Annotated in this window: 11 protein-coding genes and 1 other annotated feature (1 of these 12 cut by a window edge); all 11 genes read left to right on the top strand. The window is 40.5% G+C overall.

All coding sequences use genetic code 11. The features are described 5' to 3' along the window. Window positions 1-243 (top strand) — a binding site (T-box leader); it begins 16 nt to the left of the window's first position. 116 nt (window positions 244-359) lie between these two features. The 11 genes from ilvB to lonB all read left to right on the top strand — a co-directional run bounded on the left by ilvB (window position 360) and on the right by lonB (window position 14677). Then, on the top strand, window positions 360-2075 hold the full coding sequence (gene ilvB, locus RE409_RS20230) for an acetolactate synthase large subunit (protein ID WP_201223471.1): 1716 nt from the start codon (window positions 360-362) through the stop codon (window positions 2073-2075). Between the two features lie 3 nt (window positions 2076-2078). Continuing rightward, window positions 2079-2591: an acetolactate synthase small subunit gene (gene ilvN, locus RE409_RS20225; RefSeq protein ID WP_053347190.1), complete on the top strand. Its 513-nt coding sequence runs from the start codon at window positions 2079-2081 to the stop codon at window positions 2589-2591. A gap of 55 nt (window positions 2592-2646) precedes the next feature. Next, the gene (gene ilvC, locus RE409_RS20220) at window positions 2647-3675 is read left to right on the top strand and encodes a ketol-acid reductoisomerase (RefSeq protein WP_053347189.1); all 1029 of its coding nucleotides are present in this window, start codon (window positions 2647-2649) and stop codon (window positions 3673-3675) included. Beyond that, the gene (locus tag RE409_RS20215) at window positions 3662-5197 is read left to right on the top strand and encodes a 2-isopropylmalate synthase (protein ID WP_201223472.1); all 1536 of its coding nucleotides are present in this window, start codon (window positions 3662-3664) and stop codon (window positions 5195-5197) included. Before ilvC ends, RE409_RS20215 begins: the two co-directional genes overlap by 14 nt. Window positions 5198-5212: 15 nt before the next feature. Continuing rightward, window positions 5213-6325: a 3-isopropylmalate dehydrogenase gene (gene leuB, locus RE409_RS20210; protein WP_053347187.1), complete on the top strand. Its 1113-nt coding sequence runs from the start codon at window positions 5213-5215 to the stop codon at window positions 6323-6325. A 69-nt stretch (window positions 6326-6394) separates the two neighbouring features. Continuing rightward, a complete protein-coding gene (gene leuC / locus RE409_RS20205; protein ID WP_201186064.1) occupies window positions 6395-7804 on the top strand; it encodes a 3-isopropylmalate dehydratase large subunit in 1410 nt (469 codons plus the stop codon). A gap of 28 nt (window positions 7805-7832) precedes the next feature. Then, window positions 7833-8432, top strand: coding sequence for a 3-isopropylmalate dehydratase small subunit (gene leuD, locus RE409_RS20200; RefSeq protein WP_201186063.1), 600 nt, complete (start codon window positions 7833-7835; stop codon window positions 8430-8432). A gap of 166 nt (window positions 8433-8598) precedes the next feature. Next, entirely contained in the window at window positions 8599-9633 is a 1035-nt protein-coding gene (locus tag RE409_RS20195; protein WP_309557974.1) for a tetratricopeptide repeat protein, read from the top strand. Window positions 9634-9818: 185 nt separating this feature from the next. Then, on the top strand, window positions 9819-11111 hold the full coding sequence (gene tig / locus RE409_RS20190) for a trigger factor (RefSeq protein WP_201186062.1): 1293 nt from the start codon (window positions 9819-9821) through the stop codon (window positions 11109-11111). A gap of 432 nt (window positions 11112-11543) precedes the next feature. Further along, window positions 11544-12812 (top strand): ATP-dependent protease ATP-binding subunit ClpX, encoded by a 1269-nt coding sequence (gene clpX / locus RE409_RS20185; protein WP_053347182.1) that lies wholly within the window; start codon window positions 11544-11546, stop codon window positions 12810-12812. A 194-nt stretch (window positions 12813-13006) separates the two neighbouring features. Then, window positions 13007-14677, top strand: a complete 1671-nt coding sequence (lonB, locus tag RE409_RS20180) for an ATP-dependent protease LonB (RefSeq protein WP_053347181.1) — start codon at window positions 13007-13009, stop codon at window positions 14675-14677. Window positions 14678-14872: the final 195 nt, after the last annotated feature.

The following is a 14872-nucleotide window of genomic DNA, read 5'->3' as shown; positions in this document are numbered from 1 at the left end:
GGATAAGTAGTCTTTTTACAAGGCATTCACAGAGAGCCGGGTTGCTGAGAACCGGTATTGTCCCGAAAGATGAACTCACCTTGGAGTTTCGGCTTGAACGTCAGACTAGTAGAGCTGAACGGGTGCGTACCAGTACCCGTTACCAAAACAGAGAATAGTGTAGACTATTCAAAGTGCGCATGGAAGTTCGTGCGAAAAAGGGTGGTACCGTGGAGTGGCTTATCAAGCCTTTTCACCCCTTTAACTTGCAGAGTGCAAGTACATTTGGGGTGGGAAGGCTTTTTTGTATGCTAAAAAAGCAGAAAATTCCGAATTTTAAGAAAAAATATCAAGTGAGAAAGTGGAGGAGGTCTTTACGTATGACACAAAAAGCAGTAGTGGCTGATCGGAAAGGTGGAAAGACACAATTTAGTGGTGCCGAATTCCTGATGGATGCATTGAAAAAGGAAGATGTTGAAGTCATTTTTGGTTATCCGGGTGGTTCTGTATTGCCGATTTATGACAAGCTATACAGTTCAGAGCTTTTTCATATTTTGACAAGACATGAGCAAGGCGCAATCCATGCAGCAGAAGGATACGCCAGGATTACCGGCAAGCCGGGGGTGGTCATAGTCACATCTGGTCCAGGAGCAACAAACATTGTTACCGGTTTAGCGGATGCAATGATTGACTCTTTACCACTTGTTGTTATTTCAGGTCAGGTTGCTACTAGTGTAATTGGTACAGATGCTTTCCAAGAAGCTGATGTACTAGGGATTACAACCCCAATTACAAAACACAACTATCAAGTAAGAAAGCCGGAAGACCTCCCACGTATTATAAAAGAAGCTTTTTATATCGCTTCAAGCGGCCGACCGGGTCCGGTTTTGATCGATATTCCGAAAGATATGGCCATTTTAGAAGGAGTATCAACGGATGATGAGCCTGTAATGGATCTCCCTGGTTATCAGCCGACGACGAAGCCAAATTATTTGCAAATTAGGAAGCTCGTTGAAGCGGTAAGTGGAGCGAAAAGACCGGTCATTCTTGCTGGGGCAGGTGTCCTGCATGCAAAGGCATCCCATCTATTAAAGGAATACGTCGAGCAGCAAGGGATTCCAGTTGTTCACACGCTACTTGGTCTTGGCGGCTTTCCGGCTGACCATCCGCTTTTTATCGGAATGGGCGGTATGCATGGCTGTTTTGCAGCAAATATGGCGTTATCAAAATGTGATCTATTAATAAATATCGGTGCCAGATTCGATGACCGATTGACTGGGAATTTAGCAAAATTCGCACAGCATGCAACGGTTGCCCATATCGATATTGATCCAGCAGAAATCGGTAAAAATGTACCAACAAAGATTCCGGTAGTCGGCAGTGCGAAAGAAGCCCTAACTGAGTTGATTGGGCAAAGTGGTAAAATGCCGGATATTAAAGAATGGACCACACAGCTGACTAAATGGAATGAAGAATTCCCATTGCGTTATACACAGGAAGAAGGCGTGCTGAAACCTCAGCGAGTCATCCAAATGCTTCATGAAAAAACGAATGGAGAAGCCATTGTTACGACGGATGTTGGACAGCATCAAATGTGGGCAGCACAATACTATCCGTTTAACAAACCAAATTCTTGGGTCACTTCCGGGGGACTTGGCACGATGGGCTTTGGATTACCTTCCGCACTCGGGGCGCAACTAGCAGATCCGAAAGCGACAGTACTTTCAATATCCGGAGATGGTGGCTTCCAGATGTGCCTTCAGGAACTTTCGGTTATTGCTGAAATGAATCTACCAATCAAAATTATCATCGTCAATAATGGAGCACTTGGAATGGTAAGACAATGGCAGGAACTCTTTCATGATAACCGTTTTTCACACAGCATTTTCCAATCGCACCCTGATTTCGTGAAATTGGCTGATGCTTATGGAATTCCGGGATTCAAAGTAACTACGGAAGAAGAAGCAAGCAACTGCCTCGATGAAGCGCTAGCAATTGATGGGCCGGTATTAATTGATTTCCGTGTTAAACAAAAAGAAAATGTCTTTCCGATGGTAGCGCAAGGAAAAGGGCTTGATGAAATGGAAGGAGTTTAATCAATGAAGGGAATTCTTAGCCTCACCGTGAACAACAGGCCAGGCGTCCTTAATAGGATTACGAACCTGTTCACAAAAAGAAACTATAACATTGAAAGCATGACTGTCGGACCATCCGAACAGGAAGGTATATCAAGGATGACCTTCGTGGTCGATGTTGATGACGAAAACGTCATTGAACAAATCACAAAGCAATTAAACAAGCAGATTGATGTTTTAAAAGTATATGATATTACGAATCAATCGATTGTGGCCAGGGAGCTGGCACTCATTAAAATATTAGTGAGTACCCAGACCCGTGCTGAAATTTATTCAGTCATTGAACCTTTCCGAGCATCTGTAATAGATGTGAGTAAAGATAGTCTGACGGTTCAAATCACTGGGGAGTCAGACAAAATTGAAGCTTTTATTGAACTAATCAAACCTTATGGCATCAAGGAATTGGCAAGGACAGGGACAGCTGCATTCCCACGTGGAATGCAATTAGCACATGCAAAAAGTGCAACAATCGTTTAAAGACTAAAAACAAAAACAAAAAACTAATGGATAAGAAAAGGGAGATGTAATTATTATGGCAAAAGTATATTATAACGCAGAGGCAAACGAGAATTTCTTCAACAATAAAAAGGTAGCAGTTATCGGATACGGTTCACAAGGACACGCACACGCACAAAACCTACGTGACAGCGGCGTTGAAGTAATCATCGGAATCAGAAAAGGTAAATCCTTCGATAAAGCTGTAGAAGACGGATTCAATGTATACACAGTTAAAGAAGCAGCTGAACAAGCGGATGTTATCATGAATCTATTACCGGATGAAACTCAACCAAAAGTATACCAAGAAGAAATTAAACCAGTATTGCGTGCAGGCCAAGCGTTAATGTTCGCACACGGATTCAACGTTCATTTCAATCAAATCGTTCCGCCAGCAGACGTAGATGTGTTATTGGTAGCTCCAAAAGGTCCTGGACATCTTGTTCGCCGCACATATGAACAAGGAGCAGGTGTACCAGCATTGTTTGCCATCTATCAAGACGTTACAGGGGAAGCAAGAGAATTAGCACTTGCTTACGCTAGAGGAATCGGTTCATTAAGAGCTGGTGGCTTGGAAACAACATTCCAAGAAGAAACAGAAACAGATCTATTCGGAGAGCAAGCAGTACTTTGCGGCGGCTTAACTGCCCTTGTAAAAGCCGGTTTCGAAACCTTGACAGAAGCTGGATACCAACCGGAAGTTGCATACTTTGAGTGTTTACATGAACTTAAATTAATCATCGACCTTATGTATGAAGGCGGAATGGAAAACATGCGCTATTCCATTTCTGATACAGCACAATGGGGAGATTTCGTTTCTGGACCACGCGTTGTAACAGAAACTACTAAAGAAGCAATGAAAGCTATTTTGAAAGATATCCAAGACGGTGAGTTCGCTAAAGGATGGATTTTGGAAAACCAAGCAAATCGTCCAGTCTTCAATGCTATCAATAATCGTGAAAACCAACATCAAATCGAAGTAGTTGGTCGTGAGTTAAGAAAAATGATGCCATTTGTAAAACCTCAACAAAAAGAGAAAGAAGTGGTAGCCGTTGCGAAAAATTAATATATTTGAAACTACACTTCGAGATGGGGAGCAATCCGCTGGTGTAAATTTAAACTTTACAGAAAAGCTTGAAATTGCTTATCAGTTAGAAAGATTGGGTGTAGATATTATCGAAGCCGGTTTTCCGGCAGCATCCAAAGGAGATTTCAACTCGGTTCAGGAAATCGCGCGCAAAATCAGAAACAGCTCTGTTACAGGGCTGGCGCGCGCTGTAAAAGGAGATATTGATGCAGCTTGGGAATCATTAAGAGTCGGGGCAGAACCAAGATTGCATACGTTCATCGCAACTTCTCCCATTCACCGTGAATATAAGCTGAAAATGTCAAAAGAACAAGTGATTGAACAATCGATTGCGATGGTTAAGTACGGGGCAGAACGTTTTCCTATCGTACAATGGTCTGCAGAAGATGCGAGCCGTACAGAACTTGACTATTTGGCTGAAATCGTCGAAGCGGTCATTCAAGCGGGTGCAAAGGTTATTAATATTCCGGATACAGTAGGCTACGCTGCTCCAATCGAATACGGCAACATTTTCCGTTACCTGCGTGAAAACGTTCCTTCTATTGATAAGGTGAGTTTATCTGCACACTGCCATGACGACCTTGGAATGGCAACAGCTAACTCCTTGGCTGCCATCGAAGGCGGAGCAACACAAGTTGAAGGTACAATCAACGGCATTGGAGAGCGTGCTGGTAACGTGGCACTCGAAGAAGTAGCAATGGCTCTCTACATTCGTAAAGATTTCTATCAAGCAGAAACGGGCCTTGTCTTAAATGAAATTAAAAGATCCAGTGATTTGGTCAGCCGTCTAACGGGGATGCAGGTTCCAGCTAATAAAGCCATAATTGGTGCCAATGCTTACGCGCATGAATCGGGTATTCACCAAGATGGTATGTTAAAAGAAAAAACAACGTATGAAATCATTTCACCGGAACTTGTCGGCGTTGCATCTAATTCACTCGTTTTAGGTAAACATTCCGGACGACATGCTTTCAAAGAAAGATTGCAAGAGTTGAATTTTTCGGTAACTAATGAAGAAATGAACTCTTTATTCGTTCAGTTCAAGGAATTGGCTGATAACAAAAAGACAATGACGGATGAAGATATCGTGGCACTAGTGCTTGAAGAAAAAGCGACAGATATCAGTTTTTACGACCTGGTTTCTTTCCAGATTTCTCACGGTACACATCAGGTTGCGACAGCGACTGTTACGCTGAAAAAAGGCGATAACGAAGAAATTCAGGAAGCGGCAACTGGTGCAGGAAGTGTTGAAGCGCTTTATAATACGCTTGAAAGATGTTTGGGTAGCGAGATTAACTTGAAAGACTATCGGATTCAATCTGTAGGTGGCGGAATGGATGCCCTTGCACAGGTTTTTGTGAAAATCGATTTTAACGGTGTGGAAACGAGCGGACGCGGTCTCGATCAAGACGTTTTGGAAGCATCTGCTAAAGCGTATTTGAACGCGGTGAACCGTGTGATCATCATGAAGGAATTAGAAGAAAAAGCAGTATTACAATAGAAAGGGGAGATTTCGATGAAAAGGAATATTGCGGTGCTTCAAGGAGATGGCATCGGGAAAGAAGTAACAAGAGGCGCTGTAGAAATTCTCGAAGCCGTTGCCCAAAGATATGGTCACGATTTTGAATTTCAATATGGTGAAATTGGTGGCGGGGCAATCGATAACACAGGATCGCCCCTGCCGGATGAAACAGTAGAGATTTGTAAAAACAGCGATGCGGTATTATTAGGTGCCGTTGGGGGACCGAAGTGGGATAATCAACCTGCACACCTAAGACCGGAACGAGGATTATTAAAAATCCGAAAAGATTTGAATCTCTATGCTAACATTCGACCAATCAGCTATTATTCCAGCTTATCGGAATCTTCACCTCTTAAAAAGGAATTCATTGAAGATGTAGATTTTGTTATTGTCCGAGAACTAACGGGCGGCCTTTATTTCGGAAAGCCGAGTGAACGGGTAGAAAGAGAAGGAAAAGAAGCGGTTGTCGATACTCTTTTCTATCAAAAAATCGAAATGCAGCGCATCATTGAACTTGCGTTTAAATTAGCATCTGATCGAAAGAAAAAAGTAACATCTGTTGATAAAGCCAATGTGCTTGAATCCAGCCGGATGTGGCGTGAAACGGCTGAAGAAATTGCAAAGGATTATCCGGATGTAGAGCTTGAACATATGCTTGTGGATAATGCAGCCATGCAACTTATTAAAAATCCAAAACAATTTGATATTGTCGTAACAGAGAATATGTTTGGCGATATTTTAAGCGATGAAGCGTCTGTATTAACTGGTTCGCTTGGAATGCTTCCTTCCGCCTCAATATCTACTCAAGGGCCGAATTTATATGAACCAATTCATGGCTCTGCACCTGATATTGCAGGCAAAAATTTAGCTAATCCTATCGGAACTATTTTATCGGCGGCATCGATGCTGCGCTTATCCTTTGGCTTGGAAAATGAGGCAAATGCTGTTGAGCAAGCTGTGGAAACGGTACTCGATTATGGGTTAAGAACAGGTGATATTGCAAATGGGCAATCAAACATTACTTCTACTTCAGAAATGATTGCCGAAATAAAAGCGAATCTTTTAGACCAGGAAGCTATTTCCAACATCATGGGAGCTTATGCATAAACTTCTTTCACGGCCTAACATTAGGCCGTGTTTTTTAAAAAAATATAAAATTAATCGAGGTGGATACAGATGGGCAAGTCGATAATAGAAAAAATATGGGATCGGCATATTGTAAATGATGAGGAAAATAAACCGGATTTATTGTATATAGACCTTCAATATATTCATGAAGTAACCTCTCCTCAAGCATTTGAAGGATTGAGATTAAAAGGGCGTAAAGTTAGAAGACCGGATCGTACATTCGCGACAATGGATCATAATGTACCAACTGTTAATCGCTATTTCATCGAGGATGATATTGCAAGAAAACAGTTAGAAGCACTTGACCAAAACTGTAAGGAGTTTGGCATCCGCCTTGCTGATTTAGACAGTCCGGAACAAGGAATCGTTCACGTTATTGGTCCTGAATTAGGTCTTACACAGCCGGGGATGACGATTGTTTGTGGTGACAGTCATACCTCTACACATGGCGCATTCGGATCGATTGCGTTTGGCATAGGAACAAGTGAGGTCGAACACGTTTTGGCTACACAAACTCTATGGCAAACAAAACCAAAAACATTAAAGCTTGAGGTTAATGGAAAGCTTGGTCAAGGTGTGATGGCGAAAGATGTCATTTTATATGTGATTTCTAAATTCGGTGTCGATTTTGGTACTGGACATATCATTGAATACTGTGGCGAAGTATTCAGAGATATGTCAATGGAAGAAAGAATGACGGTATGTAATATGTCGATTGAAGGCGGAGCAAGAGCGGGGCTTGTGGCTCCTGATGAAACAACATTCTCTTATTTAAAAGGTCGTAAATATGTGCCAAAAGGAGTGGAATTCGAACAATATGTTCAGGATTGGAAGTCGCTTGCCAGTGATGAAGATGCGGTCTATGACCAGGAAATAACTCTTGATGGCAGCCTAATTTCGCCGATGGTCAGCTGGGGAACAAACCCAGGAATGGCGAGTGGAGTTGACGGTAATGTGCCGACCTTTGCTGAAGATATCATCGATTCAAAAGAACTGAATCGTGCTCTGGAGTATATGGGTCTTGAAGAAGGTATGCCAATAACGAATATTCCTGTTCAGCATGTATTCATTGGATCTTGTACAAATTCCCGCATTGAGGACTTGCGACAAGCAGCAGAAATGATAGATGGTCAGACTGTTCAAAAAGGTGTTCGAGCGATGGTCGTACCAGGTTCACAAAGTGTTAAAAGACAAGCGGAAGATGAAGGTTTGGATGAAATTTTCAAATCCGCAGGCTTTGAGTGGCGTGAATCAGGATGCAGCATGTGCTTAAGTATGAATCCGGATGCCGTTCCATCTGGTGAGCACTGTGCATCCACTAGTAATCGGAACTTTGAAGGACGTCAAGGTGCTGGAGCAAGGACTCACTTAGTTAGCCCGGCAATGGCTGCAGCAGCGGCCATTTATGGGAAATTTGTCGATATTAGAAACTTGAAAAAAGCTGAACAAGTTCATTAAGAATACGAATTAGCTGGAGGTGCAGAGAATGGAACCCATTACTATATATAAAGGAAGAGCCGCGGCACTTGACCGTAAAAATGTGGATACAGATCAAATCATTCCAAAGCAATTTTTAAAACGAATCGAGCGAAGTGGATTTGGTGAATTTTTATTCTATAACTGGCGTTTTGATGAGGATGGAAAGGAACGGCCCGATTTTGAATTAAATCAGCCTCATAATCAAAACACGTCCATTTTAATTGCAGGTGAAAATTTCGGTTGTGGTTCTTCACGTGAGCATGCTCCATGGTCGTTGAAAGATTACGGATTTGATATTGTCATCGCACCGTCTTTTGCTGATATTTTTAAAAGTAACTGCATGAAAAATGGGATGGTTCCTATTGCTTTAACGCAGGATGAAGTTAAGTATTTAATGGAGAGAGTGTCAGCGCCTGACTATGAGTTGACGATTGATCTGCCTAATCAAACATTGATAGATGGTCAAGGGTTTGAAGCAAGCTTTGAGATTCATCCATATTGGAAGGAAATGCTAGTCAAAGGCTGGGATGAAATTTCTATTACACTTCAATATGATGAAGAGATTTCTGCTTATGAACAACAAAAAAAGGTTGTTTCTAGTATTTAATTGAAGAACAAATCTCCCGTTCTTTCTTTCTTATTTGAAAGGGGCCGGGATTTTTTTTGTGAAGAAAAAAAGGTGGAAAGTGTTCATTCACCCTTATAATTTTTGTATTTCATACTATTACATGCTAAACTGTTTTTCAAAAAGCGACGGTGAGGCGGAAAACAGGATGGATAATAAGAACAACCAAAAGAAAGCTGAAGAGACCAAGATTATCTCCTTTCCAAATCTCGGTGAAAGGTTGATAGTAAAAGGGTTAGATGAGCTCGGGAACAGAAACTTTAGAGATGCTGCACTGCTCTTTAGCCAAGCTCGGGAGTTTGAGCCCGAAAATGATGAAGTCTGTATGGGACTAGTGGTCTCCCTTGTCGAACTTGAGTATTATGAGGAGTCAAAAGAGTTGTGCCAAGAGATGTTGAACAAAGGCATCGGTGATTATTTTCAACTCATCAATATCTATTTAATGGTACTTTTACAATTAAGTGAGCATCAGGAAATGGTTACGACTATTGAAATGCTATTTGAAGAAAATCAAATACCATTTGATAAAGAGGAACATTTTGAAAAGATGCTTCAGTTCAGTAAAAGGGTTCTTGAAGATAAAAAAGAGGAAGCGGACAGGCAAAAACAACAGCTTGCAGAGGAATTAAAAGAGGATGAGCTGTTTGAAGGGAAAACGGATAATGAAATGTTCTTAGTTATTTCAAAACTGACGAATATAAATATTCGACCATTTATCCCTCAAATCGAACAATTTCTACAACAAGAACAAGGCCATCCGTTTTTTAAAACGATGCTCCTTAACATCCTTACCGACCAGGAATATAACGAAGAAGTGACACTTAAGAAATTCTCTAAAGCAAAGTCCGTAATTCCAAAAGAATTAGCAGGCTTGAAGGAGACGGAATTTTATAAGAAGGTTACCAGTCTTACAGAAGCGGAAATCAGTCAGAAAAACCCAAGCTTATTTGAAATGGTGCATAGTTTAATCGAGCGGCATTCCTTTCTATTATATCCGTTTGAACCGGAACCAGAAAGCCTGCCAGTATGGGCGGCTGCCTATCATGCATTAGCAGAAGAATACATGGCAGGAGAAAATATCAGCGGGAAGATAGCGGACATATACTTGGCTGATGAGGAAGCAGTTGAGGATATTCTATCCTATATTAAAGAAATCGAGGAAATTTCTTATCCCATTATTTAACCTATAGCTGTTGTAACAGATTAATCCTGTGGTATAATGTAGTGGTTGTAATGTATAATCGTCTAATTTTGACGATTTCCCAATAATTTTTTTGGGTATTTTTGAAGGATGACTTGTTAACACTTGCAAAGCATATTCATCCAATGCTTATTATTGAAGTATATAGATTTTTTGGAGGGAAACACATGTCTGTAAAATGGGAAAAACAAGAAGGTAATCAAGGCGTATTAACAATTGAAGTTGACGCTGCAAAAGTAAACGAAGGTTTAGACGCAGCTTTCAAAAAAGTAGTAAAACAAGTAAACGTACCTGGCTTCCGTAAAGGTAAAATGCCACGTCAAATGTTCGAAAAAAAATTCGGCGTAGAATCTCTTTATCAAGATGCTCTTGATATTATTCTTCCAGATGCTTATGCAAATGCTGTCGAAGAAGCTGGAATTCAGCCTGTAGATCGTCCAGAAATCGACATCGAGAAAATGGAAAAAGGCGAAAACTTAATTTTCACTGCAACTGTAACAGTTAAGCCTGAAGTTAAATTAGGAGATTACAAAGGTGTTGAAGTTGAAAAATTCAATACTGAAGTAACTGACGAAGATGTTGAAAATGAATTAAAAACTTTGCAAGAGCGTCAAGCTGAGCTTGTTGTTAAAGAAGAAGGACAAGCTGCTGAAGGCGATACAGTTGTTCTTGACTTCGAAGGATTCGTTGATGGTGAAGCATTTGAAGGTGGAGCTTCTGAAAACCATTCATTAGAAATCGGTTCTAACTCTTTCATTCCTGGTTTTGAAGAACAACTAGTTGGTCTTGAAACTGGCGCTGAAAAAGATATCGAAGTAACATTCCCAGAAGAATACCATGCTGCTGAACTTGCAGGTAAACCAGCTGTATTCAAAGTGAAAATTCACGAAATCAAAACAAAGCAACTTCCTGAGTTGGATGATGAGTTCGCGAAAGATGTTGACGACGAAGTTGAAACATTAGCTGAACTTAAAGAGAAAACAAAACATAAATTAGAGCATGACAAAAAACACGAAGAAGAAAACTTCGTACAAAACACTGTAATTGGTAAAGCTGTTGAAGGTGCAGAAATGGACGTTCCTGAAGCGATGATTTCAAACGAAGTAGACCGCATGATGAATGAGTTTTCTCAACGCATTCAATCACAAGGACTAAACTTGGATCTTTACTACCAATTCTCAGGTCAAGACGAAGAAGCTTTAAAAGCACAAATGAAAGAAGAAGCTGAAGGACAAGTTCGTACAAGCCTAACTCTTGAAGCAATTGCTGAAGCTGAAAAACTTGAAGCAACTGACGAAGATGTAGAAGCTGAACTTGGTCAAATGGCTGAAATGTACAAAATGGAAGTAGAAGCAATCAAACAAGCTCTTGGAAACTTAGATGGAATTAAAGGCGATCTTAAAATTAAGAAAGCAATTGACTTCTTGGTTGAAAACAGCAAAACAGTTGAAGCAAAATAATTTTAATAAGTAAGTAGATTTTAATATTTTCTTCAAAAAAACAAGGCGCGAGTAATCGTGCCTTGTTTTATACATATTGAGAATTTGTGGAAATTTAAAATTATCAGTTATTTCCTGATTGATTTTTTTTGGATTTCAGTGTAGATTAGTTCTAATACCGCATATACATATTTATACAACAAATCCTTATTTTAAAAATCAAAAGTTTTGGGCATACTGGTAAAGGGCAAATACATATTGATTGAATTATTGTACTTATTGAACAACTCGCAAGCGTGAGCATTATTGTTACTAAACTTCCAAGAAACATGATAAAATGCAAAACATACTAGGAGTTTTGGAATGCTTTAGTAGATGTGTGTCTTTTTTTATTAGGAATTAGATACCACTACTGTAATAGAGTTGGAAGAGTATTTAAAGGGGTGAATGTTCATGTTTAAATTTAATGATGAAAAAGGACAGTTAAAATGTTCTTTTTGCGGTAAAACACAAGAACAAGTCCGTAAACTGGTTGCTGGTCCAGGTGTATATATTTGTGACGAGTGTATCGAGCTTTGTACGGAAATCGTTGAAGAAGAGCTGGGTACTGATGAAGAAGTTGAATTCAGGGATGTACCTAAGCCAATGGAAATTCGTGAAATTCTTGACGAATATGTGATTGGACAAGAACAGGCGAAGAAATCTTTAGCTGTTGCTGTTTACAATCATTACAAACGTATCAATTCCAATAGCAAAGTCGACGATGTAGAGCTTTCTAAAAGTAACATCGCTTTAATCGGACCGACGGGAAGCGGGAAAACTCTTCTTGCGCAAACATTAGCACGTCTTCTGAATGTTCCTTTTGCTATTGCTGATGCAACTTCATTAACGGAAGCTGGATATGTAGGGGAAGATGTGGAAAACATCCTTCTTAAATTGATCCAAGCTGCTGATTATGATGTGGAAAAAGCGGAAAAAGGCATCATTTATATCGATGAAATTGATAAAGTTGCCCGTAAATCTGAAAACCCTTCTATTACACGAGATGTGTCTGGTGAAGGTGTGCAACAAGCGTTGCTAAAAATTCTTGAAGGAACGGTTGCTAGCGTACCGCCACAAGGGGGACGTAAACATCCTCATCAAGAGTTCATCCAAATCGACACTACCAATATTTTATTCATCTGCGGCGGTGCCTTTGATGGCATCGAACCAATCATCAAACGCCGTCTTGGTCAAAAAGTTATCGGTTTTGGCTCTGATGTGAAAAAGGATGATGTTGCAGAAAAAGAATTGCTTTCTAAAGTTCTTCCTGAAGACTTACTTCGTTTCGGATTGATTCCGGAATTCATCGGCCGTCTTCCAGTAATTGCTACTCTTGAGCAATTAGACGAAGCTGCATTGATTGAAATCCTGACAAAACCGAAAAATGCTCTTGTGAAACAATACCAAAAATTACTTGAGCTGGACGATGTTGAATTGGAATTCGAACCGGAAGCGCTAAGTGAAATTGCTAAAAAGGCAATAGAACGTAAAACAGGTGCACGTGGTCTGCGTTCTATTATTGAAGGCATCATTCTTGAAGTGATGTTTGATCTTCCTTCCCGTGACGATGTTGCAAAATGCGTAATCACAGGTAGTACGATTTCGAAAAATGAATCTCCAAAGCTAGTCCTTAAAGACGGTACAACCATCAAAGGACAAGAAAAGAAAACATCTGCTTAACTTAATAAAAACGTAAAGACTGTCAGTTCATGCTGGCAGTCTTTTTTTTGCTTTTTAGGATGTCATGATGGAAATTTGCTGATGTTTACGATTAAAACTCCAAAATTTACAACCTGAATTTCTTGGATAATTTCGACCTGCCCTAGGAGATACTAACAGAAATGACAAACTAGGCGAGTGCAGGAGGGAATACGATGAATTGGACAGGAATAGCGTTGTTTATCCAGCTGTTTTTTGGGATTGTAATTGGATTGTATTTTTTGAATTTATTGAAAGGTCAGCGGACGCAAAAAGTTTCTATTGACCGTGATTCACGAAAAGAAATGGATCAATTACGAAAGATGAGGTCGATTTCGTTAACAGAGCCATTGGCCGAAAAGGTTAGGCCATGTACGTTTAACGAAATTGTCGGTCAGGAAGATGGCATTAAATCCTTAAAGGCGGCCTTATGTGGGCCGAATCCTCAGCATGTGATTATTTACGGTCCCCCAGGAGTAGGGAAAACAGCAGCTGCTAGGCTTGTATTAGAAGAGGCGAAAAAAAATGGGAAATCTCCTTTTAAAAATTCGGCTGTGTTTGTTGAATTGGATGCGACTACAGCTAGATTCGATGAGCGGGGTATTGCCGACCCATTAATTGGGTCTGTGCATGATCCAATTTATCAGGGAGCTGGAGCAATGGGCCAGGCTGGTATTCCACAGCCAAAGCAGGGTGCTGTTAGCAATGCTCATGGAGGCGTATTGTTTATAGATGAAATAGGAGAGCTTCATCCAATACAGATGAATAAGCTGTTAAAAGTGTTGGAAGATCGGAAGGTGTTTCTCGAAAGTGCCTATTATCAAGAAGAAAATCAAAATATTCCTACTCACATTCATGATATTTTTAAAAATGGACTCCCGGCTGACTTTCGCTTGATTGGAGCCACAACCAGGACGCCAAATGAAATTGCACCTGCGATTCGCTCGAGATGTATTGAAGTGTTTTTCCGTGAACTTGACCGGGAAGAAATCATTACAGTTGCTAAAAATGCCTCCGATAAAGTAGGAATCACGATTAGTGAAAAAGGATTACAATCGATTTCGGATTATGCCCGAAATGGTAGAGAAGCTGTTAATATGATTCAGACTCTCGCGGGTATTTCGATTAATGAAAACCGATCATTTATAAGGGAAGAAGATATTGATTGGATGGCTCATAGCAGCCAACTGACACCGCGAATGGATCGGAAAATTGAATCTAATTCAAAAATAGGCCTCGTTAACGGTCTTGCCGTCTATGGGCCCAACAGCGGGGCATTGCTAGAAATTGAGGTAACGGTTATGGCGGCCTCTAATGAAACCGGTTCGATAAATATAACCGGTATTGTTGAAGAAGAAAGCATCGGCGGGGGGAATGGGAAATCAATCCGCCGCAAGAGCATGGCAAAAGGTTCAATTGAAAATGTAATCACGGTTTTACGTTCGATGGGAGTGCCGGCCGACCAATTTGATATCCATGTAAACTTTCCTGGTGGAAGTCCTGTAGATGGCCCTTCAGCGGGAATTGCAATGGCTACAGGTATATACTCGGCAATCTATAAAATCCCTGTTGATCACACACTAGCGATGACTGGAGAAATCAGCATTCATGGCGGCGTTAAACCGATTGGCGGAGTTATTCCGAAAATCAAGGCTGCAAAACTGGCTGGAGCAAAGACAGTAATCATTCCAGCAGAAAACATGCAGCCATTGCTCCAAGAAATCAAGGATATTGAGATCATTCCCGTTTCGAATGTGAAAGAAGTATTTGACCGGGCACTGAAAAAAGAGTTGATGTCGGAACAAATTCTCACATCCTTGGACCTATCGAAAAAAGAAAGTGTATAAAAGAAATGCCCCGGTTTGATCAGACCGGGGCATTTTAAGGACCATAACAATTTCACGAAATAAACCTAACAGAAAAATAATAGCTTATTCATACGTGCTTTTTTATCTAATATTGGAGATAATAAAAGCAGTAGAAACGTGTTAAGGTAAACAAATAGACACTTCTATATAAATAGGATAGAATTGTTAAAAGGT

The organism is Peribacillus sp. R9-11, from assembly GCF_031345095.1.
In the GTDB taxonomy this organism is placed as follows: domain Bacteria; phylum Bacillota; class Bacilli; order Bacillales; family DSM-1321; genus Peribacillus; species Peribacillus butanolivorans.
This window is presented reverse-complemented; position numbering and strand designations above follow the sequence as displayed.